At 68.3% G+C, this 24,155-nt stretch carries 25 protein-coding genes, 1 pseudogene and 1 riboswitch; of the genes and pseudogenes, 15 read left to right on the forward strand and 11 right to left on the reverse strand.

Annotation, left to right across the window (positions count from 1 at the left end):
* Window positions 1–103: 103 nt before the first annotated feature.
* Complete coding sequence (locus HGG74_RS17905) at window positions 104–1,444, reverse strand: MFS transporter (protein ID WP_168488571.1); 1,341 nt, start codon at window positions 1,442–1,444, stop codon at window positions 104–106.
* Window positions 1,445–1,656: 212 nt separating this feature from the next.
* Here HGG74_RS17905 and HGG74_RS17910 point away from each other — a divergent pair, with 212 nt between their 5' ends.
* The 4 genes from HGG74_RS17910 to HGG74_RS17925 all read left to right on the forward strand — a co-directional run bounded on the left by HGG74_RS17910 (window position 1,657) and on the right by HGG74_RS17925 (window position 5,324).
* Window positions 1,657–2,484, forward strand: coding sequence for a sugar phosphate isomerase/epimerase family protein (locus HGG74_RS17910; RefSeq protein ID WP_168488572.1), 828 nt, complete (start codon window positions 1,657–1,659; stop codon window positions 2,482–2,484).
* Between the two features lie 52 nt (window positions 2,485–2,536).
* Complete coding sequence (locus HGG74_RS17915) at window positions 2,537–3,310, forward strand: SDR family NAD(P)-dependent oxidoreductase (protein ID WP_168488574.1); 774 nt, start codon at window positions 2,537–2,539, stop codon at window positions 3,308–3,310.
* Between the two features lie 273 nt (window positions 3,311–3,583).
* Entirely contained in the window at window positions 3,584–4,732 is a 1,149-nt protein-coding gene (locus HGG74_RS17920; RefSeq protein WP_168488576.1) for a zinc-dependent alcohol dehydrogenase, read from the forward strand.
* Between the two features lie 16 nt (window positions 4,733–4,748).
* Entirely contained in the window at window positions 4,749–5,324 is a 576-nt protein-coding gene (locus HGG74_RS17925) for a hypothetical protein (RefSeq protein ID WP_168488578.1), read from the forward strand.
* A 105-nt stretch (window positions 5,325–5,429) separates the two neighbouring features.
* On the opposite strand, the pseudogene HGG74_RS17930 reads toward HGG74_RS17925, so the two are convergent.
* The 3 genes and pseudogenes from HGG74_RS17930 to HGG74_RS17940 all read right to left on the reverse strand — a co-directional run.
* Window positions 5,430–5,699 (reverse strand): annotated as a pseudogene (locus tag HGG74_RS17930) (Tn3 family transposase); the annotation flags it as partial.
* A 40-nt stretch (window positions 5,700–5,739) separates the two neighbouring features.
* Window positions 5,740–6,609 carry an alpha/beta fold hydrolase gene (locus tag HGG74_RS17935; protein WP_168488580.1) on the reverse strand — a complete coding sequence of 290 codons (870 nt, stop codon included), beginning with the start codon at window positions 6,607–6,609 and terminating at the stop codon, window positions 5,740–5,742.
* Between the two features lie 175 nt (window positions 6,610–6,784).
* A complete protein-coding gene (locus HGG74_RS17940; protein WP_168488582.1) occupies window positions 6,785–8,422 on the reverse strand; it encodes a LuxR family transcriptional regulator in 1,638 nt (545 codons plus the stop codon).
* Between the two features lie 572 nt (window positions 8,423–8,994).
* Between HGG74_RS17940 and HGG74_RS17945 the strand changes: the two genes are divergently transcribed.
* Together HGG74_RS17945 and trxB are read left to right on the forward strand one after the other, a co-directional pair.
* Window positions 8,995–9,396: a MerR family DNA-binding protein gene (locus HGG74_RS17945; protein WP_168488584.1), complete on the forward strand. Its 402-nt coding sequence runs from the start codon at window positions 8,995–8,997 to the stop codon at window positions 9,394–9,396.
* Between the two features lie 190 nt (window positions 9,397–9,586).
* Window positions 9,587–10,564, forward strand: coding sequence for a thioredoxin-disulfide reductase (gene trxB, locus HGG74_RS17950; protein WP_168488586.1), 978 nt, complete (start codon window positions 9,587–9,589; stop codon window positions 10,562–10,564).
* 106 nt (window positions 10,565–10,670) lie between these two features.
* On the opposite strand, the gene HGG74_RS17955 is transcribed toward trxB, so the two are convergent.
* On the reverse strand, window positions 10,671–11,273 hold the full coding sequence (locus HGG74_RS17955; RefSeq protein ID WP_168488588.1) for a Rho termination factor N-terminal domain-containing protein: 603 nt from the start codon (window positions 11,271–11,273) through the stop codon (window positions 10,671–10,673).
* Between the two features lie 189 nt (window positions 11,274–11,462).
* On the opposite strand from HGG74_RS17955, the gene HGG74_RS17960 reads away from it, so the two are divergent.
* The 3 genes from HGG74_RS17960 (at window position 11,463) to HGG74_RS17970 (ending at window position 13,332) form a co-directional block, all read left to right on the forward strand.
* Window positions 11,463–12,134 carry an ion transporter gene (locus HGG74_RS17960; RefSeq protein WP_168488590.1) on the forward strand — a complete coding sequence of 224 codons (672 nt, stop codon included), beginning with the start codon at window positions 11,463–11,465 and terminating at the stop codon, window positions 12,132–12,134.
* A gap of 38 nt (window positions 12,135–12,172) precedes the next feature.
* Complete coding sequence (locus HGG74_RS17965) at window positions 12,173–13,000, forward strand: alpha/beta fold hydrolase (protein ID WP_168488591.1); 828 nt, start codon at window positions 12,173–12,175, stop codon at window positions 12,998–13,000.
* Between the two features lie 89 nt (window positions 13,001–13,089).
* Window positions 13,090–13,332, forward strand: a complete 243-nt coding sequence (locus HGG74_RS17970) for a hypothetical protein (protein WP_168488593.1) — start codon at window positions 13,090–13,092, stop codon at window positions 13,330–13,332.
* 12 nt (window positions 13,333–13,344) lie between these two features.
* Here the strand turns inward: HGG74_RS17970 and HGG74_RS17975 are convergent, their stop codons facing one another.
* Window positions 13,345–14,241, reverse strand: coding sequence for a hypothetical protein (locus HGG74_RS17975; protein WP_168488595.1), 897 nt, complete (start codon window positions 14,239–14,241; stop codon window positions 13,345–13,347).
* A gap of 8 nt (window positions 14,242–14,249) precedes the next feature.
* Window positions 14,250–14,822, reverse strand: coding sequence for a DnaJ family domain-containing protein (locus HGG74_RS17980; protein ID WP_168488597.1), 573 nt, complete (start codon window positions 14,820–14,822; stop codon window positions 14,250–14,252).
* Between the two features lie 147 nt (window positions 14,823–14,969).
* Between HGG74_RS17980 and HGG74_RS17985 the strand changes: the two genes are divergently transcribed.
* The 4 genes from HGG74_RS17985 to HGG74_RS18000 all read left to right on the forward strand — a co-directional run bounded on the left by HGG74_RS17985 (window position 14,970) and on the right by HGG74_RS18000 (window position 18,042).
* Entirely contained in the window at window positions 14,970–15,623 is a 654-nt protein-coding gene (locus HGG74_RS17985; RefSeq protein ID WP_168488599.1) for a GDSL-type esterase/lipase family protein, read from the forward strand.
* A gap of 72 nt (window positions 15,624–15,695) precedes the next feature.
* Window positions 15,696–16,535: a hypothetical protein gene (locus HGG74_RS17990; RefSeq protein WP_168488601.1), complete on the forward strand. Its 840-nt coding sequence runs from the start codon at window positions 15,696–15,698 to the stop codon at window positions 16,533–16,535.
* 14 nt (window positions 16,536–16,549) lie between these two features.
* Window positions 16,550–17,071 (forward strand): 2'-5' RNA ligase family protein, encoded by a 522-nt coding sequence (locus tag HGG74_RS17995; protein ID WP_168488603.1) that lies wholly within the window; start codon window positions 16,550–16,552, stop codon window positions 17,069–17,071.
* Window positions 17,072–17,151: 80 nt separating this feature from the next.
* The gene (locus tag HGG74_RS18000; RefSeq protein WP_168488604.1) at window positions 17,152–18,042 is read left to right on the forward strand and encodes a ribonuclease Z; all 891 of its coding nucleotides are present in this window, start codon (window positions 17,152–17,154) and stop codon (window positions 18,040–18,042) included.
* A gap of 7 nt (window positions 18,043–18,049) precedes the next feature.
* Here HGG74_RS18000 and HGG74_RS18005 read toward each other — a convergent pair whose 3' ends face one another.
* Window positions 18,050–18,697, reverse strand: coding sequence for a DNA alkylation repair protein (locus HGG74_RS18005; protein ID WP_168488606.1), 648 nt, complete (start codon window positions 18,695–18,697; stop codon window positions 18,050–18,052).
* 31 nt (window positions 18,698–18,728) lie between these two features.
* Window positions 18,729–20,333, reverse strand: a complete 1,605-nt coding sequence (locus HGG74_RS18010; protein ID WP_168488608.1) for an alkaline phosphatase D family protein — start codon at window positions 20,331–20,333, stop codon at window positions 18,729–18,731.
* A gap of 331 nt (window positions 20,334–20,664) precedes the next feature.
* On the opposite strand from HGG74_RS18010, the gene HGG74_RS18015 reads away from it, so the two are divergent.
* Window positions 20,665–21,240 (forward strand): hemerythrin domain-containing protein, encoded by a 576-nt coding sequence (locus HGG74_RS18015; RefSeq protein WP_168488610.1) that lies wholly within the window; start codon window positions 20,665–20,667, stop codon window positions 21,238–21,240.
* 88 nt (window positions 21,241–21,328) lie between these two features.
* On the opposite strand, the gene HGG74_RS18020 is transcribed toward HGG74_RS18015, so the two are convergent.
* On the reverse strand, window positions 21,329–21,769 hold the full coding sequence (locus tag HGG74_RS18020; protein ID WP_168488612.1) for an ester cyclase: 441 nt from the start codon (window positions 21,767–21,769) through the stop codon (window positions 21,329–21,331).
* 193 nt (window positions 21,770–21,962) lie between these two features.
* A riboswitch (SAM riboswitch) is annotated at window positions 21,963–22,054 on the forward strand.
* 12 nt (window positions 22,055–22,066) lie between these two features.
* Between HGG74_RS18020 and HGG74_RS18025 the strand changes: the two genes are divergently transcribed.
* The gene (locus HGG74_RS18025; protein ID WP_168488613.1) at window positions 22,067–23,278 is read left to right on the forward strand and encodes a cobalamin-independent methionine synthase II family protein; all 1,212 of its coding nucleotides are present in this window, start codon (window positions 22,067–22,069) and stop codon (window positions 23,276–23,278) included.
* Between the two features lie 37 nt (window positions 23,279–23,315).
* Here the strand turns inward: HGG74_RS18025 and HGG74_RS18030 are convergent, their stop codons facing one another.
* Complete coding sequence (locus HGG74_RS18030) at window positions 23,316–24,155, reverse strand: hypothetical protein (protein ID WP_168488615.1); 840 nt, start codon at window positions 24,153–24,155, stop codon at window positions 23,316–23,318.

The raw sequence follows: 24,155 nt of genomic DNA on the forward strand, positions 1-24,155 counted from the left end.
GACGGTATCGGTGAGTGTCAACGTGGTTTCCTTCCGGGAAAAGTACGACGGCGGCAGACCGGGGTGGGAGGCAGTCCCACCCCGGCCCGCTCAAGCTGGTGGATCAGACAGTGGCTTTGGACGGACTGGCAGTGGCCTCGGCCTCGTCGGCCAGCCGGCGCTCGCGCCGCCCCCAGGTTTCGCGGGTTGCCAGCGCGGCCCAGAGGCCGATGGCGCCGTAGGCGCTGAACAGCAGCGCCGGGCCCATCCAGCCCAGGGCGACGAACAGCAGCGTGGTGATGAAGGGCGTGAAGCCCGAGACCATGGCCGAGATCTGGTACGCCAGCGAGGCGCCGGAGGACCGGGTCTTGGCCTGGAAGAGCTCCGGGAACCAGGCACCCTGGGCGCCGGCCAGCGAGTTCTGGCAGACCGCGTAGGAGATGACGATGGTGGCGATGATGAAGAGGAACATGCCGGTGTTGACCAGCAGGAACATCGGGATGCCGAACAGCACCGCGAACGCCGTGGACCAGATGTAGACCGGGCGGCGGCCCACCTTGTCCGTCAGCCGGGCCCAGGCCATTGTGGCGAAGATGCCGATTGCGGAGGCGATGCAGAGGGCGATGAGGGTCTGGGTCTTGTCGGCCAGTTCCGAGCTGTGCAGGTAGGAAATCATGTAGGTCACGGACACGGCGTAGCCGGCGGTCTCCGCAATGCGCAGGCCGATGCCGCGCACGATGTTCCGCCAGTCCTCCCGGACCACCTGGACGATCGGGGACTTGACGATGTCGCCGTGCTCCTTGACGTCCTCGAAGACCGGGGACTCGGGAACCTTCGAACGGATGATCAGGCCGACGCCGACGAGGACGATGCTGGCCAGGAACGGTACGCGCCAGGCCCACTCGTCACCCAGCTGCACACTGAACAGGAAGACCAGGTTGGCCAGCAGCAGGCCTACCGGGAAGCCGGCCTGGACGATGCCGGTGTACTGGCCCTTCTTCTTCCACGGCGCGTGCTCATAGCTCATCAGGATGGCCCCGCCCCATTCGGCGCCGAAGGCCAGGCCCTGGATCACGCGGACGATCACGAGCAGTGCCGGCGCCAGGAGGCCGACCTGTGCGTAGGTCGGCAGCAGGCCGATGGCGAAGGTGGCAAGGCCCATCAGGATCAGCGAGGCCACCAGCACCGGCTTCCGGCCCACCTTGTCCCCCAGGTGCCCGCCGATAATGCCGCCCAGCGGGCGGGCGGCGAAGCCGACGCCGAGGGTGGCGAACGCCAGAAGGGTCCCGGCCAGCGGGTCGCCGCCGGGGAAGAAGGCGGTGCCGAAGTAGAGCGCGGCGGCGGTGCCGAAGCCGATGAAGTCGTAGGTCTCAATTACTGCGCCGACGCCGGATCCGACAGCAACGCGCCGGGCATCCTTGGTGCCGTGTACCGGTCCACGCATGGCGAGAGCTTCACTGCTCATGGATTTACCTTTCGGAACGATGCCGGAAGCGGAACGGGAAACCCCTCCGGCACTGTTGACAGTCAACAGGATATGGCAACCAGTGTGAGCCGCACCACTCGTCAGTGTCAACAGTTAACAGGATTGGGTTTTTTCGGTTGACTGTTAACAGTCGACTAACCTATGGTGGTGGGCATCACAATTAGCGTTCCCACACCTCCCAAGGACCCACGATGACGTTCCACCCCCGGCTCGGTTGCTCTTCGATCAGCTTCCGCCACCTGGACCTGGCGTCCGCCCTGGACACCATGGCAGGTCTTGGCTTCGGCGAAATGGACCTGGGCGCGCTGCCCGGCGTGTGCGACCACGTGCCGTACCAGCTGGACGAGGCGGCGGTGGCCGCCTCCGCCCGCACCGTGCAGGCATCCGGGCTCACCGTCCGCTCGATCAACGGGGATATCGGCGACCTGAACCGTCCCCTTGGCGCAACAGATCGCAGCGCACGCACCGGCCACCTGCAGCTGCTGCTCGCCCTGGCCGTGCAGACCGGCGCCCGGGCCCTGGTACTGCCGTGCGGAGCACTCAGCCACGAGCCGGTCCGCTCCTTGGCCGAGGATCTGGACCTGGTGGCCGCGGAACTGGCAGCCGCCGCCGCCCTGGCCGCGGACGCCGGCATTGAGCTGTGGACCGAATCCCTGCATTTCTTCCGGCTCTGCTGGAACACACAACTGGCACGGCAGCTGACCGAACGGCTGGCCGGCACCGGCGTGGGCGTCGTCATGGATTTCAGTCATATTGTCGCCTCCGGCGGCGACCCGGAGCAGTTCGTCGACCTCTTCCACCCGCAGATCCGCCACGTGCACCTGCGCGACGCCGTGCCGGGGAACATCAACCTCAGCATCGGCAACGGAGCCGCCAACTTCGAGGCCGGCCTGAAGGCGCTCGCCGGCATGGGCTACGCCGGGCACTTCTCGCTCGAACTGGAAACCCGCGACGTCACCAACGCCGAACGTCCCGCCGCCGCCGCCCGGGCCGCCGCCTACATCTCGGACCTGATCTAGGTCCCCAACATCTACCGGACCACTACCTCTGCACACCACTCAAAGGAGCATCATGACCACCATCCAGCGCACCGCCGTCATCACCGGGGCCACCTCCGAACGCGGCATCGGCCTGACCGTCGCCCGCCGCTACGCCCGGGAAGGCTGGGCCGTCGTCATTCTGGACCTCGACGGCGAGAAGTCGGCCAAGACCGCTGCCGAGATCGGCAATGAGTTCGCCGTGCCGGCCTTCGGGTACGAAATCGATGTCGCCAACGAAGCCTCCGTGGCAGCGGCCCGCGACGCCGTCGACGCCGAGGTCCGTTCCGGCAGCCTGCCGGCCGTCGGCGCCCTGGCGAACATTGCCGGCATCACCTCGCCCGTTCCGTTCCTGGAGACCACCCTGGAACTGTGGAACAAGGTCATGGCCGTCAACGCCACCGGCACCTACCTGGTCACCAAGGCCTTCCTGCCCGGCATGATCGAAAACGGCTGGGGACGCATCGTGAACATGTCCTCCGTCTCCGCCCAGCGCGGCGGCGGCGTCTTCGGCAAGGTCCCCTACTCCTCGGCCAAGGCCGCCGTCCTGGGCTTCACCAAGGCCCTGGCCCGCGAGCTGGGCGACACCGGAGTGACCGTCAACGCGGTGACCCCCGGCGCCGTCGATACCAATATCCGCGTCGGGACCACCCCGGAACTCGAAGCGGCGATCGCCCGGGACATTCCGCTGGGGCGCACCGCCAGCACCGAGGAAGTGGCAGCGGTCATCACTTTCCTCTCCAGCGAGGACGCCTCCTACCTGACCGGCACCACCGTCGACATCAACGGCGGCAGCCACATGCACTAACCGGCGGGGATCCCTGCTGCCTGGCCGCGGTCCAGTACCGGAGGGATTCTGCTGCGCCCTTCACGCGCGGCTGCCCCGTGCCGTCCCCGGAGCCGTCCGCCGGGGACGGCACGGACCTGTCCGGCCTCCGCCTTGCTGCTCTGCAGCACGCGCCGAGGCCTTGCATGAGGAGAACACCGCCGCCACAGCCCGGCGCGCCCGCGGTGTCTTGACCCGGCCCGGTGATGGTGGAAAGCTGGCGGGCACTTGAGGACTTCTTCCTAGGCGGCGCTGATGCGGGCAATGGTATATCGCGGGCCCTACAAGGTCCGGGTGGAGGAGAAGGACGTTCCGCCGATCGAACACCCCAATGATGCGATCGTGCGCGTGACCCTGGCGGCGATCTGCGGGTCGGACCTGCACCTGTACCACGGCATGATGCCGGACACCCGGGTGGGCATGACCTTTGGGCACGAGTTCATCGGCGTCGTCGAGCAGGTGGGCCCGTCGGTGCGGAACCTCCAGCCGGGCGACCGGGTGATGGTGCCCTTCAATATCTACTGCGGCTCGTGCTACTTCTGTGCGCGCGGGCTGTATTCCAACTGCCACAACGTCAATCCCAATGCCACGGCCGTCGGGGGCATCTACGGCTATTCGCACACCTGCGGCGGGTACGACGGCGGGCAGGCCGAGTACGTGCGCGTCCCCTTCGCCGACGTCGGGCCAAGCCTCATTCCGGACTGGATGGACGACGAGGATGCGCTGCTGCTCACCGATGCCCTGCCCACCGGCTACTTCGGCGCCCAGCTCGGCGACATCTCCGAAGGGGACACGGTGGTGGTCTTCGGTGCCGGCCCGGTGGGACTGTTCGCCGCCAAGTCTGCCTGGTTCATGGGTGCCGGGCGCGTCATCGTGATCGACCATCTGGAGTACCGGCTGGAAAAGGCCCGCACGTTCGCCCACGCCGAGACCTACAACTTCACCGAGTACGACGACATCGTCGTGCACCTGAAGAAGGCCACCGGCTACCTCGGGGCCGATGTGGCCATCGACGCGGTGGGTGCGGAGGCCGACGGCAACTTCCTCCAGCACGTCCTGGCCGCGAAGATCAAGCTGCAGGGCGGCTCCCCGGTGGCGCTGAACTGGGCGATCGACTCGGTCCGCAAGGGCGGGACCGTCTCCGTCATGGGTGCCTACGGGCCGATCTTCAGCGCCGTCAAGTTCGGCGACGCCCTGAACAAGGGGCTGACCCTGCGGATGAACCAGTGTCCGGTCAAGCGCCAGTGGCCGCGCCTGTTCGAGCACATCCGCAACGGCTACCTCAAGCCCAGCGACATTGTCACGCACCGCATTCCGCTCGAGCATATCGCCGAGGGGTACCACATGTTCTCGGCCAAGCTCGACAATTGCATCAAGCCGGTGATCGTTCCGGGCGCCGGCTGAGGGAAGGAGCACGGTCATGCCGTACACGGCCGACAAGCCGGAGCGACCGCCGACGGGCGAGGAACTGCGGGCGCGCATCCCCGGATGGGGCGCGGACCTGGACCCGAAGGACCGGCCGGCGGTGCCGCGGGAGAGGTTCGATCCGGGGGCGAGCGGGGCTCACTGGGACTTCCCGGAACGCCAGGAGGAAAAGTGGCCGCGCGAGAGGTCGATCGAGCACAAGATCCTGCCTCCCGTTTTCGGTACCTCCTGCCCGCCCAAGGGCATCTCCGGGCCCCTCCGGCAATTCGCCTACCGGCGGTACAGCGAGGGGCGGGCGGCGCACTGGCTGCTCCTGATAGTGGCCGACCGGGTCGATGCCTGGGAAAGCCACCTGCGCTCCTTCCTCACGCTGCGCCCGGATAATCCGGTCACCGAGTCCGGCGTGCTCAGCGAATTTTCCCGCCACGGCATCTCCTCGCGCTTCGGCCGCAGGCGCACTGACGTGAAGCACCAATGGATGGACCCGGTCATCGTCGGGGGTCCGTGGGTGCTGGCCGGCGGCGCTGCCGTCGCCGTGCTCAGGGCGGTGCGCAGGCGCCGCCGCGCCTAAAACCCGGCGCCTTCCCTGTCCGCCGCTGCGCAGCACGGCTTGTACTGTTGCCGGAGTGGATGGGGGCTTGTGAAAAAGTGAAGTATCCAACGCCAAGGTTTTGCCGCCGGCGAGGTGGATGTGTTCCCATCCCGGGGGCGAGAGGAACTGCAGGAGATCAGGATCCGTGGTGCCGCCGTCGCTGTTCAGGGTGGTGATGGTGCGGTCGAGGCAGACGGTGTTCCGGAAAACGATGGCGGCGGTGAGGAGGTTCAGCCCGCTGGCAGGGTAGCGCTGTTGTTCGAAGGAACGGTCGCGGATTTCGCCGAGCCGGTTGAAGAAGACGGCCTGGGCCCGGGGGTTCCATGCTTCCGGACCGGCAGCTTGGCCGGTGTGGTGCCAGCAGGCATTGTCGGCTCCTTGTGGTTTTGACCCGTCACCGAGGTTCCAGCGCCGCCCGCAGGGCATCAATGAAGGCGGCCGGCTGCTCGAAGGCGGGATCGTCACGGCAGTCATCGATCACGTGCAGCGCCCATCCGTAGCGGGCAGCGGCCGCCTCAACGGTTTTGAGCCGTACCTGCAGGTCGTGGCGTCCGTGAATCAGCGTGGTCGGAACATCGATCCTGGCCAAGTCGCCCGGCGGGATCGGCCGGACGCCCAAGCCCGCCAGCTGCCGGCGCACTGCCGACTGCACGCTCGCGGTACGTACCCGATCGAGCGCGTAGTCCATCAGCGGCTCCCAGCTGTCGCCAGTCTGCCGCCGGAGCTGCTCCCGATCCAGGAAACATTGGTCAAAGAGTCGATCCCGGCTCTTGGCCGTGGGCCGGGCCATGAAGCCCATCATGGGTACTGCAAAGCTCGGCGACGGCCGGTACCAGGCCAGACCCATCGTATCGACGAGCACCAGATGGGCGATGCGATGGCCGTGGGCAGCCGCATACCGGGCAGCGATGGCGCCGCCAAGCAAGTGCCCTGCCAACACAGGCGGGGAATCGCACGTCTGGTCGATGAGTTCGTCGAGCCATTCCAGCACACCCTCCGCATCGAGCCGGGTTCCGGCGTCGATTTTCGATGCGCCTTGCCCGGGCAGATCCGGTATGACCAGATGGTGTGCCCTCATCAGTTCGGGTATCACGCGGAGCCAGACAGCAGCGAATTCTCCGTGTCCGTGCAGCAGCACGAGGGGTGGGCCGTCGCCGCCCTCCAGCACGGCAGTGGAGACCCCATTGAGCTCGCGGATCTTTTCTGCCAGTGGGATCGCGGCGAGCATGCGCTCCCGCGTCTGGTTCCCGTCATTCCTGTTCATTCTCCTCACCTGTTCTGCTCAATTCGTTCCCTTTGCTTGAGCATCCCACCGGGGCGTCCGGCCCCGCATCGGGAATTCAGACCATCCGAACCGGCCGACGGCAATGGGCAATTGTGCGTATGGCCCAGGGCGGGAGCAGGTGGTAGCTGGTCAGGAAGTTGGCGTGGCGCCTCGGTTATGCGAGGTCGTTGTCGTAGGCGTACGCTGCGGCTGCGGTCCGTGATGACAGACCGAGCTTGGTAAGGATATTGCTAATGTGGCGGGAGACCGTCTTTTCGCTGATCACCAAGGAATTCGCGATCTCGCGGTTGGTCACACCGGTAGCTACGAGCCGGAGCACCTCAGCCTCGCGCGCACTCAAGCCGCCTGGAGTCCGTGCGGCCGAACGTCTTGAGACTTCCGCGATCTCCCTCAGGTCAGGTGCCGCCCCCAGCTGCTCAAAGACGTGAGCCGCCGCGTCGAGTTCCATTTCCGCGGTGTCATGGTCCCCGAGCGCATGGTAAGCGCGGGCCATGATCACACGGAGCCTTGCCCCTTCATAGGGAGCCTCCACCTCCTGCCACGCCAACCAGGCCGCTCGCAATGTGGCGCAGGCGGGCGTGTAGTCGCCTTCGTTGACGAGTATCATGCCGTGGACCGATCCAGCCATGGCCTGCAAGTACGGGGAGCCGAACTGTTCGGCAAGCTCAGACAAATCCTGTGCCGCCAACTTGGCCCCGTTCCTATCGCCTGCTGCCAGCGCGATCGGGACGTACGCTGCTAGGATTTTCGACCGCTCGACCGGACCCTCTGCGGCATCTGACAACACCCGGCGGATCGCCGCATATGCATCTTGTGTGTGGCCTTGGGCCAGTCGCAGCAGGGCCAGACCCGGGTGCATATTGTGCCCGTAGGCTGCGGCCTCGCGATAAGCGTCCTCAGCATCGGCGTACTTGCCCCGCAGGCGGAGGATCTCCGCCCGCTGGTATTGGGCCATTCCCATGACCGGGTTCCCAGGCTGTGCCGAAAGATGCTCACAGGCGCGATGTATTTCGACCATCGCGTCCTCCCATTGCCCGTGCAGCTGCATGATCTCCGATCGGTGCACAAGACACTGACCCCGGTATGGCTTAAGGCCTTGCTGCTTTGAGCACCATTGGCTCAAAGCAGCCGTCCATTCCTGGGCACGGCCCAGGTCGAAGATGTCCCGGCATGCCAGGATCACGGCGCAGTAGACGATCCCGGCGGCGATCGGAGAAACGTCCCCGGTCGTCACACAGAGCATTGCCTCATCCAGCATGGCAACGCCGCGCGCCGCCTCCCCCATCGCGACCAGCGCCTGACCAAGGCCGAGCCGGCTGAGCGCTGTGAGATCGGCGTCGTCGAATTCATTGGCGATTGCCACGACCTTGCCGAAGATCTCACGGGCGGTGGCGGGGTCTTCGTGCAGAGCCTGCAGGCCGGCGGGAACCATCAGATATCCCTGCTCGACTGATCCCGGCAGCCTTTCGTCGACCAGCCGCTGAGCCCGGCCAAGCCATCCCCCACCACGGGCATGCTGGCCGCGCAGAATCAACGTGATTCCGAGCCAGAACGCGCACCGCACGGACCTGCCGATTCCGCCCTGCCCCAGGAACGCCTGGTAGGCGCGCTCCAGATCCTCGACGGCGGCCTCGTCCCGGCCCGTGAGGTATGCGGCTACCCCGAGGCGTTCAAGATCGGCAGCCTCAAGAGGGCATGCACGGTCTGCGTCCGACAAGAATTGGTACGCGTCGTCCCAGGCATACTGTGCACAAGCTGCGCGGCCCCGCTCGATTGATTCTGTGATGGCCATGGTTGCCTCTCATCGAGGGCTCCATTTTACTTCCGGTGGACAGGCTGGAGGGGCTGCGCGTTGAAAACCTCCGCGTAGCTTTCATGGAGCCGACGATGGGCCAACGCAGGGCCGACGAAGAAGCAGGCCCGTGGATTACCGGTCAGCCGGCTCACCGCGCTGGCCGGAACCGAACGCGAGAACATCCACGAGGCCACCCTGAAAAGGCGAACGCCGGCATCTGGTCCCCCGTCTCCACCACCGCCACGCGCAACCTGGATCCGCGCCGGGCCGGCGCCGGATCCGGGGTCTGCAACCCCACCCGCCAGGTGGGGGCCGTGCTCGCAGTGCCTCCGGCGCACTGCCGGAGGCACTGCACAGTGGCTTCGCCGCGGCGATGGCGCAGTCGCTGCTGCTGCCGGCCGTGACGGCGAGGCGGCCCCGGAACGCACCATTCAGTAAAGCGTTCTGCCGGCCAGGTGTTCCCGCCGGTCCGCCCGGCAGCAGGACACCCGCCGGGCAGCTGCCGCCTTCCGCGCTTTCCCGGTTTCCTGCTTGACCTTGGAGCCTGCTCCAAGGTTTACGCTCGAACCATGGCAGAGGTGCGGCAACGCCTGGTCCTGAGGGTCGGCGAACTCGCCAAGGCGGTGGGAATCTCCCCCGACGCGGTCCGCTACTACGAACACCTGGGCCTGCTCCAGCCCGCGGAACGCACGGCGGGGGGCTACCGGATGTATCCGGCCGGTGCCGTCGACCGGGTGCGTTTCATCCAGGGCTGCCAGCGGCTGGGGCTGCGGTTGGGCGACATCGCCGACCTGCTCGCGGTGCGGGACACCGGACGCTGCCCGTGCGAGCCGGCTGCTTCCCTGCTGCACCGGCGGATCGCCGAACTGGACCGGGAACTGGCCCGGCTGGCCGCGCTGCGCGCCGACCTGGCGGCGATGGCCGACCGGCTCCCCGGAGGAAACTGCCCGGACCCCGCGCCGGGCACCTGATGTCCGCTTCCGGACGAGGCAGGAGGTGAATTGTGATGCGCACTGACCCGGAGTGTCCGTGCTGCGGCGACCCGCACTGCGACGGAAGCTGCTGCAACGGCAACTGCTGCGGCTGCTGCTGAGCCCGAAGCCCGGGACCGGCAGCGGACACCCATTGATCTCCGCTGCCGGGAGCGGAAGGATGCAGAGCATGAGCCAGGAAAAAATCATTATTGTCGGGTCCGGCCCCGCCGGCTACACCGCGGCCATCTACGCCGCCCGTGCCGGGCTGGCCCCGCGCGTCATCGCAGGCTCGGTCACCGCCGGCGGTGCGCTGATGAACACCACCGAGGTGGAAAACTTCCCCGGTTTCCCCGAGGGCATCCAGGGCCCGGACCTGATGGAGAACCTGCGGCAGCAGGCGGAGAAATTCGGCGCCGCCGTCGAGTACGACGACGCCTCCTCCGTCCAGCTCAAGGGCCACCTGAAGACGGTCACCACCATGGGCGGCAAAACCTACCAGGCCCCGGCCGTCATCCTCGCCACCGGCTCCGCCTACAAGGAACTCGGTCTGCCGGAGGAGAGGAAGTTCTCCGGGCACGGGGTGTCCTGGTGCGCCACCTGCGACGGCTTCTTCTTCCGCGACCAGGACATCGTGGTGGTCGGCGGCGGGGACTCGGCCATGGAAGAGGCGCTGTTCCTGACCCGGTTCGGCAAGTCCGTCACCGTCGTCGTCCGCCGCGATACCCTCCGGGCCTCCAAGATCATGGCCCAGCGTGCGCGGGACAACGAAAAGATCCGCTTCGAGTGGAACAGCGCCGTGACCGCCATCCACGGCGACGGCAAAGTCTCCGGGGTCACCCTGACCGACACTGTCGCCGGCACCACCCGCGAGCTGGCCGCCACCGGGATCTTCGTCGCCATCGGCCACCTGCCGCGCACCGAACTGGTCGCCGGCCAGGTCGAGCTCGACGGCGAGGGCTATATCAAGGTCGCCGCGCCCACCACGCTGACCAATATCGACGGCGTCTTCGCCTGCGGTGACGCCGTCGACCACCGCTACCGCCAGGCCATCACCGCCGCCGGCACCGGCTGCGCCGCGGCCCTGGACGCCGAGCGTTACCTGGCCGCGCTGGAGGATTCGGACAGCATCGCCACCGCGCTCGTCCAAGAGGACACCCATGGCTGAGCACACCGGCCTCCCGGTTGCCGTCACCGGCGCCGGACACCGGAGGATCGTCGCGGAGGCAGCTTAGCCGCTGCCCACCGGCCGTGCCGGCGGGCAGCCGCCACGCTCAGGCGTCTTCCCGGCCCGGATTCTCCAGCCGGAAGAAGTTCGACTGCTGCCCGTCGCTGCGCTGTTCCTGGTAGATGAAGTTCAGCCCCCGCTCATCGAAGGTCTTGAACCACTCCTCCCAGCTCACCTGGCGCAGGTCGCTGTTCTTGTCGCCGAAGTCGAACCGCAGCACGCCCAAGTGGCCGCCGTGCTCGGTGCCGCTGACCGTGGCCGGGACGGCATTGCGCTCTTCGGCCCACTGCTTGATGACCTCGTGGTGGGTAGTGACCAGGCTGCGTCCTTCCCGCTCCGGTTCCTGGTCCGGGGAGGTCACCTCCTGGGAATACTTGAGCGAATCCGACATTTCCGGGCCCTTGCGGAGCTTTCCGCCGTCGGGGCCGGCGCCGACGTCCTCGGACCCACCCCCGCCGTCGGCGCTGCGCCCGGCACCTCCGCCGGCCTTGGCAAGGGCCTCGACCAGCTCTTCCTTGCGCATCCCGGAGGAGCCGCTGATGCCGGCGTCCTTCGCCTGCTGCCTCAGTTCGTCAACACTCAGGTCACGAAGCTCCGACTCGCTCACTTCGGGCGTGTTCGGAGTCTGGTTACCCGGTTCGTCAGCCATGAAAACCCTCCTTCGCGCTAGGTGGTGACGACTCTACTGCAGGAGGTGCGCCCCGGCTAGATGACCAGCTCCTGCCCCAAGGGCAGGTGCCAAGCATGCTTATGATGAAGACCGGCGGGCCGCACCGGCTGCCCGGCAGGGAAACGGAAGGGACGGCGCCACCGGTACTGCAGGGCGAGGAACGGAACCATGAGCGAAGGTCAGCGGAACCAGTACGCGCGGCTTGGCCGCGCCGAGGCTCTGGCCGCCAGCCTGGACCGGCCCATGGGCGTGCTCGGCGTCCTGTTCCTGTTCATAGTGCTGGCGCAGCTGCTGGCCACCGACCCGGTGCTGCTGGCGGTGCTGGGCGTCATCGGGTGGTTCTTCTGGGCGGTTTTCGTCGCCGAGTTCCTGCTGCGGGCGTTCATCGCCGGTTTCCAGTGGAATTTCTGGAAACGGAACTGGTGGCAGGTGCTGTTCCTGCTGGTTCCGTTCCTGCGCTTCTTCCGCACGCTGCAGGCACTGCGCCTGTGGCGGGTGGTACGGCTGGCGCGTTTCGGCGGGGTGCTCTCTGCAGGAGTGCGTGGTTCACGGTCGGCCGGCCGGCTGCTCACCGGCCGCATCGGCTGGCTTGTGGCGGTCACCGCCGTGGTGGTCCTGGTCTCGAGCCAGCTGCTGTACATCAGCGGCTCCTACACCAACTATGCGCAGGCCCTGCATGACGCGGCCATGTCCACGATCACCGGGGCCGAACTGGGCGCTGACGATGTCTTTGCCCGCCTGCTGCAGGTCCTGCTGGCGATCTACTCCGTGGTGGTCTTCGCAACGCTGGCCGGATCGCTGGGGGCTTATTTCCTCCGCGGCGACCGCGACGCCGGATAGACTCCGTGGCACCGCACACCCGGAATCCAGGAGAACCAATGGCATCGCCGCGCTTGCCCGTCCGCCGCGAACAGATCACCGTCAACGGGACGGGCCTGTCCTACCTCACCTGCGGAGACCAGGGGGCCGGCCCGCACCTGCTCCTGCACGGCACCTTCTGGAGCCGGGTCTGGCAGCCGGTCATGCCCGGGTTGGCCGACCAGGCGCACTGCATCGCCCTGGACCTTCCGGGGTTCGGCCGAAGCGACGGCGAGCTCGGCGAGTCCGAAGCAACCGTCCCGGCACTGGCCGACACCGTCCTGCAGGCAGCCGATGCCCTCGGGCTGGACACCTTCGCGTTGGCCGGACACGACATCGGCGGCGGAATAGCCCAGCACCTGGCCGCCCGCAGCGGGAGGGTCAGCCGTATGGTCCTGATGAACTCGGTGATGTTCGACTCCTGGCCGGTTCCGGCAGTCGAACGGTTCCGCGACCCGGCGGTCCGCCGGGCCACCACCGCCGGAGAATTACGTGAGGGCCGCAGCCAGGCCACCCGGCGAGCGGTGGCCAGGGAACTGAGCAGCGAGGAACTGGCCGACTACCTCTCGCCCTGGGACAGCCCTGCCCGGGTCCGGTCCTGGATGGCTATGGCAGCAGCGGCCGACCAGCGCTACACCCTGGAACTGCTTCCGGCGCTGAAGGCAGCGGCCGTCCCCACCCGGCTGATCTGGGGCCGCGACGACGAGTTCCAGAAAATTGGCTTCGCCCGCCGCTACGTCGAGGAAATTCCCGGCTCGGACCTCATCGAAGTGGCCGGCAAGCATATTCCAACCGAGGACTCACCGGACGATGTCACGGCGGCGATCCTCGAGCACCTCCGGTCCTGACCTGCAGCAATAGCCCTGCGGCCGGCCAGCCGCTAGCGTGGAAACCGCCGGGTTCTTCGCCCAGCGCCGCGACGCAGGAAGGCAGTGCCATGACCGAGGTAAACGACGGCGACACCAGCGCCGAGGAAAGCTATCCGCCGCTGAACCCGGATCCGGTGGACCAGCGGGAGTCCCCGGAGTGGGGCCAGGCCGGGAACATCCGCGACAAACAGCAAACGCATGCCGGCGGCGCCGTGCCCCCGGCCTATATCGGCAGCGGGGACCCGGACGCCGGGACCAGGCCGGAAGACGCCGTCGACGATTCGGAACAGTGGGACCAGCACGGCCGCTGACCTGCCGGCCCGTCAGCCGCGTTGCCGATCCAGCCCGCAGGTCTGCCGGAAATCGGTGTTGAAGCGCCACCCCGGTGCCGCCGGCACGTATTCCGGGCACAGCCTGCCGCCCAGGTACACGGCCGCGTACTCGGGCTCCACGGAGTCGTCCTCGTACCGCATGACCGGCACGAGCTCCCCTTCGGCGGGGATCCGCTGCAGGTGCTCACGGCCGTCCTCGAGCACTGTCATGTCCAGCCGGGGCCTGCAGACCTGCCCCTGCACGCTGGGCCACAGCTCCACCAGCAGCTGCTCTTCCTCACCGCGGGCAAGAGTGATCGTCCGCTGGGGAAAGAACGGATGCTGTTCGCCCCGGGCATCCGTGGTCCAGGCGCCGCTGCCGGTCTCCCCCACGCTGATGCCCAGCTCGATCGAGGGTACGACGCCGCCGGCTTCGGGAATGAGCCTCAGGAGCGTGCCCCGCCGGGGCTCGCTGCACTCGGACGCATCCCGGATGCCGGTGATGCGCACCGGGTCCTGGCGGTTTCCCTTCAGGGTCAGCAGGAAGCGCCTGTTGCCGGCGATGATGCCGCCGCGGTCCTGGAGCCAGGCGGCCTGGTCCGGCACGTTCATCCGACCGAGCCGTTCCAGCTCGGCGGGGGAAAGCTTCACTTCCGGCGGCAACGTAACATCGCCCCAGGTATGTTCCGGAGAGGAGATGATCACGGTGACGGGCTCCCCGGTCTCCGAGGCGGTGCCGATCAGCCGGGTGAACAGCGGCTCCAGCCATCCGGTCAGGGCCGCTGCGGCCGCAGCCAGGACCACGGCGCCGACCCAGAGCAGGGGTTTTTGCCACAAGGGCACCTTCGGTTTGCCGTTCTCCGTCTTGCCGCCGGGGCCGCCGCCCCGCCCGGCATCTGTGGCCGGCACGGTGTCCCCTACTGCCTGCCCCACAAGCGCCGCCACCAGGGGCGCCTGGCCTCCGGTTCCGGTTCCGGAGCTGCGGCCGTGCGGGCCGCCCGGCGCTCTTGCCAGCGGGCCACTTCGCCCTCGACGTCGCGGGTCTTGGTGATCACGGGCGGGCCGCCCTGCAGCTGGCGGCGCGCGTCGATCACCCGTGCATTGAAGTCCTCGATGATCTCCCGGACCTGCTTTTCCGAGTACAGGGTGTCAAGGTAGTCATCCAGCTCAGCGTCCTCTTTGCGCAGCAGGATGGCTTTCGGGCCGATGCCGGTCAGGTTCTCCCGCTGGATCAGCCCTTTGATCCACCAGTCGGGGTCGTACCGTTCCCCCAGCCCGGGAATCGGCTTGCCGGCGTACTTCAGGTTGTCGAACTCCCCGCGCGCGATGGCATCCCGGATCAGGTAGTCGGCCCTGGAGGCGCTGTCGACCTTCCGGCGCCGTTCACGCAGATCCTCGTCCTCCTGACCGGCGCCCTTGGCGGTCCCGAAGGCGCGCAGTTCCGCGGCGCGCTCCAGCCGGCGCTCGTACTCGTCCGATGCCCTGCCCATCACCCGCCACCGCCTCCAGCATGACCGGGAACCTGATCCATCAATTTTCCCAGTGCGGCCCGCCGGCGGCAACGGGGCATGGTTGCCTGTCCTCCGGAAGCGGCAACGCCGGTTGCCGGGCGGGTGGCAGTTGAATAGGTTGATGACATGAGTGCCGGCCATGTGGTCCTGCTGGGTGATTCGATCTTCGATAACAAGGCCTACGTCGGCGGCGACCCCGACGTCGTGGCGCAGCTGCGCGGCGAGCTTCCGTCCGGATGGCGCGCTACGCTGCTGGCGGTCGACGGCGACGTCACCTCCGGCGTCGCCCGGCAGCTGGCTGCGCTTCCGGAAGATGCAACGCACCTTGCCGTCAGCGTCGGTGGCAACGACGCCCTGGGGTATGCCTACCTGCTCCAGGAGCAGGCCGGTTCCGTTGCCGGAGCGCTCGCCCTCCTCGGCCAGGCCCAGGACCGGTTCGCCGCCGCTTACGCCGCGATGATCGAGGCGGTGTCGGCGACGGGCCTGCCCGCCGCGGTCTGCACCATCTACGACACCCCGCCCTCCGAGCCCAACCACAAGGTGATCAAGACCGCTGCCGCGCTGTTCAACGACCACATCACGCGGGCTGCCTTCGCCCGCGGCACCTGGCTGATCGATCTCCGGCTGATCTGCGACGAGGACGCCGACTACGCGAACCCGATCGAGCCCTCCGCCCATGGCGGCAGGAAAATCGCGCAGGCCATCGCCGCCTTCGTGTCCGGGGACGACGGCGCCCGGTATTCACGCGTGATCGGGGCAACCCGCCGCCCGACCGGCTGATACCGGCTCCGCCGGCGGCCGGGCAGGCGGAGGCGCCTTCCCGCCGGAGCAGCGCGGGAGGATGATAGGGCCATGACGACGGACGCCACCGTGGTCACCGCCTCCAGCCGGACCGACACCGCCCTGCTCCTGACCGGCATCCTGCAGATGACGGAGGAGTATGCCGCCGAGGACAAGCAATACCTGGCCTATGCGCTGGATACCGCCGTCCGGGTGCACCACGGACAGATCCTGGACGAGCCGCCCGGCCCGTACAGCAACCTGCGGCTGGACCGCGTGCTGCGCAACACCCTCTGCCTGCTGCGCTGGGGCGTCACCGACATGCAGATCCTGCTCTGCTCCGTGCTGCACGACACCTTGGACGAGGCGCTGAACGAATCCATCAGGGTCTGGCGCAGCAGGCAGGACGGCTCCCGGCCGCGCGATGCTGCCCGCCGGGACCGGGCCGGCGCAGCGGGGACGGCCGGCATGATCCAGGACTGGCTGGAATTCGACTTCGGTTCCAGCATTTACGAGCTGCTGGAGAAGGCATCGTACAGCCTGGAGAACTCGCGCAGGGGCAGCCAGGCGGACCGGGCGCTGAAGTACGCCCGGCACGCTGTGAAGCAGGTCGGGCAGCCCGGGCACGACCGGCGCTACCTGCTGCTGGAAACGCCCAACCTCGTCGACCGGGTCACCTGCCTGTTCGGCCGGTACGGCATCATCGCCCATCCCGGAGCCGCAGCACTCGGCGCCGCCTACCTTCCGGCCGTCGAGGCATTCCGCAGTGCGGCCTGGGATACCCCAGAAATCGCCGACCTCTCCCACGTCTGGAGCCAGGGGCCGGTGATCCTCCTTCCCGCCGGCCGGATGCCCCGGCTCAGGTGCGCGCTGGACGAGGCCCGCGACGCCCTGAAGCGCCTGCTGGGCTGACCTCACTGCGGCACGTGGACAGCGTTGAACTCCTCCTCGACCGCGAAGGGGAACAGCGCGTGCTGGCGGACTGGCACCTGCTCCAGCGGGCCGGGCTGCCCAGCCTGGCCGACCACCGCTCGCCGTCGAACGCTCCGCACGTCACGCTGGTGACCGCTCCCGTGATCGGCGCCGGCATGGACGCCGCCCTGGCCGAGGCAGCAACCCAAGCCCTGCCGTTGCCCCTGCTCTTCGAGGGCCTGCTGGTTTTCAACGGCAGGCGCGGCCTGGTGCTCTCCCGGCACGTGCTGTGCGGTCCGCGGCTGGTGGCCTTCCAGAGCAGCGTCCACGGATTGCTCGCCGGCGCCGCCGATCCCCTGCCGCTGTCCGAGCCGGGATGCTGGATTCCGCACATCACACTCGCGCGGGGACTGTCCCGGCCGCAGCTGGCCGCCGCGGTGCAGCTGCTCGAGGCCGGCCGCACCACCGGCGAGGCCACCGTGCTCCGGCGCTGGGACGGCGCCCGAAAGATCCAGCGGCTGCTGCCTCCCCCGTGACGCTCCCTTCAGGCGGGGCGACGCGCGCCGCGGGAGGCCACCATGGCCGGACATCGCCGGTGGATGGCACACTCGGTGGCATGCGTGAGTTGGTCATCCTCGGCACCGCCTCCCAGGTTCCGACACGGACCCGCAACCACAACGGGTACCTGCTGCTCTGGGACGGGGAGGGCCTGCTCTTCGACCCGGGAGAGGGAACTCAGCGGCAGATGATCCATGCGGGCGTGGCAGCCACCCAGATCACGCGCATCTGCCTCACCCATGTCCACGGCGACCACTGCTACGGGCTGCCCGGGGTGCTCTCCCGGATGGCCTTGGACGGCGTCGCGCACCCGGTCCACCTGCACTATCCCGCCTCCGGCGAAGAGATTGTCCGGGCGCTCGTGTCCGTCGCCTCCCCGGTCATCGACCTGCGGCTGCATCCGCACGCCGGTGCCGGGCCGGTCGCACCGAGCCTGGAGGTGCGCCCGCTGGAGCACCGGATCGAGGCCTACGGCTACCGGCTCATTGAGCCCGACGGCCGCACCCTGCTGCCGGAGCGGCTGGCGGCGGCCGGGATCGCCGGGCCCGACGTCGGCCGCCTGCAGTACGAGGGCAGCCTGCGCGGGGTGGGGCTGGAGGAGGTAAGTGTGCCGCGGCCCGGCCAGCGCTTCGCCTTCGTCATGGACACGGCGCCGTGCGCCGGCGCCGAAGAGCTCGCCGACGGGGCGGACCTGCTGGTGGCCGAGTCCACCTTCAGCAACGAGGACGCCGCGCTCGCGGCACAGTACCGCCACCTCACCGCCGGGCAGGCGGGTGCGCTGGCGGCAGCCGGCGGCGCCGGCTTGCTGATCCTCACGCACTTCTCCTCCCGCTACGGCGACCTGGCCCCGCTCGCCAGCCAGGCCCTGGCCCGGGCCGGCGGGGCCGCCGTCGTGGCGGCGAAGGACCTGGACCGGATCCCGTTCCCCAAGCGGCGGCGGACCGTGTAGGCCCGGGCTACGCGGCGTCGATGGGGAGAGGCGGTTCCTGCCCTGCTTTTGCCATTTCGCGGCGCACCACCGAAAGGGCGTCGCGGACGGCTTCCACGTCGTCGCCGGCAGCCTGGAGAACGTTCCGGGCGCGCCGGACAAACCTGTCCCTGTCCCCGCCGCCTGCCCGGAGTTCACGGAGCGGTGACAACAGCGCGGCACGGCGCAGCCAGAGGTCGCCGTCTAGGGCCCACCGGTCAAGGATGATCTCCGCCCGTGCCCGCTCGCGGGGCTCCAGCGCCTCCATCAGCGGGCCGACGACGTCCATCGCCAGCGGATCCACCAGGGCAGGCAGCCGTGCCCCGCGCACAAAACCTTCGATGCGCGTCAGGTCGGTGTTGGTCAGCAGGCGGACGTTCGATTGCAGCAGGACGATGGCCGCGAGCCGGCGTTCGAACACGGGCACCGCCCACAACTCGGAGCTCAGGGCAGTGATGTCGTCATGGGTCAGCCCGCGGTAGCGGCGGGCGGCGTCGCGGACCGTCCCGCGCACCGCGCCGACCGAGGCGCCGTAGAAACGCAGCCCGCGGCCCAGCATGGCCTGCTGCTCTGCGGCCCGCTCCGGGGATCCTTCGCGCTGCAGGGCGGCGTCGATGAAATCACCAGCGTCACTCACCCGGCCATTCTCCCGGAGCGGCGGCGGAAAGTCAGCGCTCCGGCTCCAGCGTCCTGGTCCACAGGACGTTCCCGGCAGCGTCCCGGAGGCTGACCGTGAACGCGTCCCCGCCGTCGAGCTCGACGTGGCCGAAGAACTGTCCCTCGCCGCTGCGCGGAGACTGATTGGTGTACCCGGCCTTGGAGAACACCACCTCGGGCCCGAACGTCTGGTCGAGCGCATTGGGGCCGAAGCTGCCGGCATGGATCGGCCCGGCGACGAATTCCCAGAACGAATCGAAGTCCTTGAAGGCGGCGCGCTCCGGCGCGTAGTGGTGGGCGGCGCAGTAATGCACGTCCGCGGTCAGCCAGACGACGTTCCTGACCTTGTGGTCCTTGAAGGCCTTCAGCAGCCGGGCCAGCTCCAGCTCCCGGCCCAGCGGCGCGCCGTCATGGCGGTTGGCGATGCTCTCCTGCGCCGCACCGTCCGGAACAACGACGCCCAGCGGCAGGTCCGCGGAAATCACCTTCCAAGTGGCCCGGGACTTGCTGACCTCGCGGATCAGCCACTGGAGCTGTTCCTCCCCGAGGACGGGGGTGGCCTTCGGCTCCAGACCCGGGGTGTTCTCTCCCTTGTAGGTGCGCATGTCCAGGGCAAAGATGTCCAGCTGCGGGCCCCGCCCGATCCTGCGGTAGATGCGGGCCGGCTCGAAGCCGGTGGTTCCCCGGCGCACCGCGCGGGCATCGGCGATGGGCATGTACTCCTGCCAGGCCTGCCGGCCGCGGGCGGCGAGGATGTCGATGTCGCGCACCGTGTACCGGGGGTCCTCGATCCGTTCGCCGGGCCACCAGTTGTTGTGGGTTTCGTGGTCGTCCCACTGGGCGATCACCGGAACCTCGGCATACATTGCGCGGACGTTGGCGTCCATCATGGTGTAGCGGTGCCTGCCGCGGAACTCGTCCAGGGTTTCGGCCACCTTGGATACCTCGTCGGTGACCAGGTTTTTCCAGATCTGCCCGTCAGGCTCGGTGACCTTGGCGGCGATGGGGCCGTCGGCATAAACGGTATCCCCCGCATGGATGAAGAAGTCCGGCTGCGTCCGGTGCATGGCCCGGTAGCCGACCATCCCGCCGATCTCCTCGTTGATGCCCCAGCCCTGGCCGGCCGTGTCTCCGGTCCAGACGAAGCTTTGCCCGCGCCCGTTGCGGCTCCCGGACGGACCGCCGGCGGTGGTGAACGAGCCGTGGGCCGCCTCGCCCAGCACTCCGTTGTCGTCCTCGAAGCGAAGCGTCAGCTGGAAGCGGCTGCCGGCGGGCAGGCCCTGCGCCTGGATTTTGGCCGTGAAGTCCGTGTGGCTGCCGGCCCAGGTGCTGCGCAGCACCCGTTCGAAGGCGTCTTTGCCTTTCAGTACCTGGCCGTCGGGATCCGTGCGGCGGATGGTGGCGACCAACCGCCCCGGCCCGGAGGCCCGGGACCACAGGACGGCCGAGTTGCTGGTGACATCGCCGGTGGCGATGCCGCTGGGCAGGCTGAGCCGCCGGCGCAACAGCGGCACGGCGCCGGGACGGGTTGCTGCGGAGGCAGGGGCGGCAACAGCCATGGCTCCGGCGGCGGCGACAGTGCTGAGGACGAGGGAGCGGCGGGAAATTATGGTCATGCTGCCACCCTGACCCGGCCGCCTGACCCGGTCGTGACGGTTGGATGAACCACGAGGGAACGTTCTGCCGCAGCTTGTGTACCGGCAGGATGGCCTAGGGTAGCGGCGATCGACATCATCCTGGTACCCGGATTCTGGCTGGGCTGCGTGAGCATATGGATGCCGTCGAACGGACCAATCAGCCAGCGGGCCCTAGTTGATCGATACCCGCGTGGTCTAGAGTCGCTTGTACTCAGCATGCTGTCCACGGCCGGGCGGCCAGGGACAGCGGCCGGGTGCAGGGCCTTCGTACTTTCGTCCAGGGAACAACGATCCGAAGGAGGGGCGTCTCATGACCGAGACCCATGCCAACCAGCCAGGTACGGACGTCATCGACATCCTCACCAGCGACCACCGGGAAATGCTCGAACTGCTCGGCCAGATCGAGGGCACCCCGGATCACGACCGGCGCAGGGAACTGGCTGATACCGTGATCGCGGAAGTGATGCGTCATGCCGTCGCCGAGGAGATGTATGTCTATCCGGCGATCAAGGACCACGTGCCGAACGGTGCCGAGGAGGTCGAGCACGACAAAAAGGAGCACCAGGAGATCGTCGAAGTGATGAAGCGGATGGAAGACGTCGACGCCGGGGAGCCGACGTTCCTGGAGCTGGTCCGGCAGCTGGAGGGACAGCTGCGCCACCACGTGAACGACGAGGAGACCGAGCAGTTCCCCAAACTGCGGGCCCACATCCCCGGCGATAAGCTCGTGGACCTGGGCAAGAAGGTGGAGACCGCCAAGAAACTGGCACCGACCCGGCCGCACCCGCATGCTCCGCACTCCGAGCTGTTCCACAAGACCGTCGGCCCGGGTGTCGGCATGGTCGACAGGCTGCTGGACAAGCTCACCGGACGGCACACCGGCTGATCCATCCCCGCTGCCGGATCAGGGCCTAAGGCTCCGGCTCGAGGCACCAGCCCCGAGCCGGAGCGTGGCAGCACCGGAAAATAGGAGGCTAAAGGGCTCCGGGATCAGGTTCCGGGAGCAGGCCCAGCTGTCCCAGAAATTCCATCTGGTCGAAGTAGAAGTGGTGGGACGTGATCAGGCCGCCTTCAACGCGGGCGACATCGCAGCTTCTGAGCCGGATCTGCCGTTCCGTCGGCGGCATACTCTCACCGGAGGGCATCTGTAGTGGACCTGTGTTCGTGCCGGTGAAGTACCCCTCGTCGATCGCGACGTTGCCGGCCTCATGCTTATCCAGAGGCTCGTAGGCCGCGTCCGGGAACGCCTCCGCCATCTGCGACAGGTAGCTGCTGATCTCTTCGCGTCCCGTGAGCTCGCCCTGGTCCGGCGTGATGGCGACCGCGTCCTCGGCATAGCAGGCCGCCAGCGCCGCCGCATCATTCGACATCATGGCCGCGGTCATACGGTCCATTACCTCGCGTGCCTCTCCCATGTGGCCTCCCTTCATCAGGCGGCCCTGGCCGAAGTGCGGTCGGGCCGCTCCCTGGCACGGCGCCCGTCCGGACTGGCGCCGCTTCAAGTACACGCCCGGGCCCGGAGTCTGTCAACGAATCTTCCGGAGCCGGACTCTCCCACTCCGGGACTGGCGATTTGCGCGCACCCGCCCCCGCATAGTTTGATGGCACTGACCATCCCGAGCGGCCGAGAGACCTGGATCGATGACGCCGCAGCAACCCCTCCGTTCGGAGCAAGGTGCTACTGCCAGGACCGATGGAAAGGTAGCTCCGCCATGTCCTTTAACACCGACCACATCCGCGTCACCCATGCCGGCTCCCTGCCGCGCACTCCGGAGCTGCTGGCCGCCAACCAGGCCAGGGAGGCCGGCGGCATCACGGACGAGTTCCTCCAGCTGCTCGAAGCCAGCGTTGCCGACGTCGTCGCCCGCCAGAAGGACCTGGGCATCGACATTCCCAATGACGGCGAGTACGGCCACACCATGTCCAGTTCCGTCGACTACGGGGCCTGGTGGAACTACTCCTTCGCCCGCCTCGGCGGGCTGGAACCGACCGGGACCGACCGCTGGGCCGATACCGAGGTGCGCCGTTCCTCCCCCGGCAACATCGTGCTGACCACGTTCACGGACCGCCGCGACCGGGTGAAGTTCAACGACGCCTACACGGACCCTTCCTCCGGGATCCTGGCCCACCGCAAATCGGTCACCCAGCCCAAGGTCGCCGGCCCGCTGACCTACACCGGCCAGGACCTGGTGGCCTCGGATGTAACCAACCTGAAGAAGGGCCTGGCCGCCGCCGGACTCGCCGAAGGTTTCGTGGCATCGCTGTCCCCGGGCTCCTGCGCCCGGATAGCCAACGACTACTACCAGTCCGACGAGGAACTGCTCTACGCCTGCGCCGACGCCATGCGGGAAGAGTACAAGGCAATCACCGATGCCGGCCTGACGGTCCAGCTCGACGACCCGTCACTGGCCGAAAGCTGGGACCAGATCAACCCCGAACCGGCGCTGGAGGACTACCTGAAGTTCATCCAGCTCCGGGTCGAGGCCACGAACTGGGCGCTGCGGGACCTGCCCCGGGAACAGATCCGCCTGCACGTGTGCTGGGGCTCCTGGCACGGGCCGCACACTACCGACATTCCGTTCGCGGACATCATCGGCTCGGTGCTGCAGGTCAACGCCGGCGCCTACTCGTTCGAGGCCGCCAACGTCCGCCACGAGCACGAATGGCGCCTCTGGGAGGAGACCGAACTGCCCGAGGGCAAGGTGATCATCCCCGGCGTCGTCTCCCATGCCACCAATGTGGTGGAGCACCCGGAGCTGGTGGCGGACCGGATCGAGCGCTTCGCGAAGCTGGTGGGCCGGGAACGGGTGATTGCCTCCACCGACTGCGGGCTGGGCGGGCGCGTGCACCCGCAGATCGCCTGGGCGAAACTGGAGGCGCTGGGCCGGGGCGCACAGATCGCCACCGCGCGGCTCTGGACGTAAGCCGGCCCGCCACCGGGCCCGCCCTGCGGGGCTGATCCTACGGCTGGCTGTACTGCCAGTCGTCTCCTCCCAGCCATTGGTGGTGGAGCCAGCGCCAGATCGGGCCGTCGGCCGGGTCTTCCTTTTCCGGGCCTTCCTCAGCTGCATCTCCGGGATCCGGCGACGCCCCGGGAGTGGGCACTTCCGCGGCGTCGCCTACCTCGCTGCCCGGCGCCGGTTCGGCCTGCGCCGTCGACGTGGCCGAGGCAGTCTGTCCAGCCGGTTCAGTCGGCACCGCTTCCTGAGCTACCGGCCTCTCGGCGGGCGCAGCGGATTCGCTAGGGGCGGCGGCCGCCTGGTCCACTGCCTGCTTCGCGGCGGAAGCTACCGGTGCAGCTGCCTCGGTGACGGCCGCCGGCGCCTTTTGGGCGGCATCAGCCGCGTCCGTCGCGCCGGCAGCTGCGGGCGCGGACTCCTCCCCGGCCTCCGCCGCCGGCGCAGTCCGTTCCTTCACGCTGGCAGTACCGGTGGGCGGCTGGGGTTCGGCAGCCGTCCGGGATTCCTTGGCCTCCTGCGCAGTCGCTTCCCTGGCGACTATGGAACGGCTGAACCCCAGCGTCCCCTGGTCGGCGGCCACATCAGTGGACGAGGATGTCGCGCTCGCCTGGAAGTCTGAGTGGTCCCCAGCACCGTCCTGGGCTCCCGCCTGCACGAGGGGAAAGACCGCGGCGGCAGCCACGCTGGTGGCGGCTGCCGCCAGGCCGGTGACCGCGCCGATGCGGCGCAGGGAGCCAGTGGTTGGGGCGGCGGCGCGCCGGCGGCCGCGGCCTGTGTCCCTGCCCGGAGATGGAACAGTGGAACCGGCGCGGCGGCGGCCGTGGGCCGGGTGCTTCTTCAT

Origin of the sequence: Arthrobacter mobilis (assembly GCF_012395835.1) — a bacterium.
GTDB classification, from domain to species: Bacteria; Actinomycetota; Actinomycetes; order Actinomycetales; family Micrococcaceae; genus Crystallibacter; species Crystallibacter mobilis.

Bases quoted from the DNA above. Each gene is read 5' to 3' on its own strand.
- HGG74_RS17935 (WP_168488580.1), bottom strand. From the start codon at position 6,609: ATGAACAGGAATGACGGGAACCAGACGCGGGAGCGCATGCTCGCCGCG.
- HGG74_RS17940 (WP_168488582.1), bottom strand. From the start codon at position 8,422: ATGGCCATCACAGAATCAATCGAGCGGGGCCGCGCAGCTTGTGCACAG.
- HGG74_RS18000 (WP_168488604.1), top strand. From the start codon at position 17,152: ATGCGTGAGTTGGTCATCCTCGGCACCGCCTCCCAGGTTCCGACACGG.
- HGG74_RS17965 (WP_168488591.1), top strand. From the start codon at position 12,173: ATGGCATCGCCGCGCTTGCCCGTCCGCCGCGAACAGATCACCGTCAAC.
- HGG74_RS17955 (WP_168488588.1), bottom strand. From the start codon at position 11,273: ATGGCTGACGAACCGGGTAACCAGACTCCGAACACGCCCGAAGTGAGC.
- HGG74_RS17905 (WP_168488571.1), bottom strand. From the start codon at position 1,444: ATGAGCAGTGAAGCTCTCGCCATGCGTGGACCGGTACACGGCACCAAG.
- HGG74_RS17945 (WP_168488584.1), top strand. From the start codon at position 8,995: ATGGCAGAGGTGCGGCAACGCCTGGTCCTGAGGGTCGGCGAACTCGCC.
- HGG74_RS17990 (WP_168488601.1), top strand. From the start codon at position 15,696: ATGACGACGGACGCCACCGTGGTCACCGCCTCCAGCCGGACCGACACC.
- HGG74_RS17970 (WP_168488593.1), top strand. From the start codon at position 13,090: ATGACCGAGGTAAACGACGGCGACACCAGCGCCGAGGAAAGCTATCCG.
- HGG74_RS17920 (WP_168488576.1), top strand. From the start codon at position 3,584: ATGCGGGCAATGGTATATCGCGGGCCCTACAAGGTCCGGGTGGAGGAG.
- HGG74_RS18010 (WP_168488608.1), bottom strand. From the start codon at position 20,333: ATGACCATAATTTCCCGCCGCTCCCTCGTCCTCAGCACTGTCGCCGCC.
- HGG74_RS18015 (WP_168488610.1), top strand. From the start codon at position 20,665: ATGACCGAGACCCATGCCAACCAGCCAGGTACGGACGTCATCGACATC.
- HGG74_RS17980 (WP_168488597.1), bottom strand. From the start codon at position 14,822: ATGGGCAGGGCATCGGACGAGTACGAGCGCCGGCTGGAGCGCGCCGCG.
- trxB (WP_168488586.1), top strand. From the start codon at position 9,587: ATGAGCCAGGAAAAAATCATTATTGTCGGGTCCGGCCCCGCCGGCTAC.
- HGG74_RS17985 (WP_168488599.1), top strand. From the start codon at position 14,970: ATGAGTGCCGGCCATGTGGTCCTGCTGGGTGATTCGATCTTCGATAAC.
- HGG74_RS17925 (WP_168488578.1), top strand. From the start codon at position 4,749: ATGCCGTACACGGCCGACAAGCCGGAGCGACCGCCGACGGGCGAGGAA.
- HGG74_RS18020 (WP_168488612.1), bottom strand. From the start codon at position 21,769: ATGGGAGAGGCACGCGAGGTAATGGACCGTATGACCGCGGCCATGATG.
- HGG74_RS17960 (WP_168488590.1), top strand. From the start codon at position 11,463: ATGAGCGAAGGTCAGCGGAACCAGTACGCGCGGCTTGGCCGCGCCGAG.
- HGG74_RS18030 (WP_168488615.1), bottom strand. From the start codon at position 24,155: ATGAAGAAGCACCCGGCCCACGGCCGCCGCCGCGCCGGTTCCACTGTT.
- HGG74_RS18025 (WP_168488613.1), top strand. From the start codon at position 22,067: ATGTCCTTTAACACCGACCACATCCGCGTCACCCATGCCGGCTCCCTG.
- HGG74_RS17915 (WP_168488574.1), top strand. From the start codon at position 2,537: ATGACCACCATCCAGCGCACCGCCGTCATCACCGGGGCCACCTCCGAA.
- HGG74_RS17910 (WP_168488572.1), top strand. From the start codon at position 1,657: ATGACGTTCCACCCCCGGCTCGGTTGCTCTTCGATCAGCTTCCGCCAC.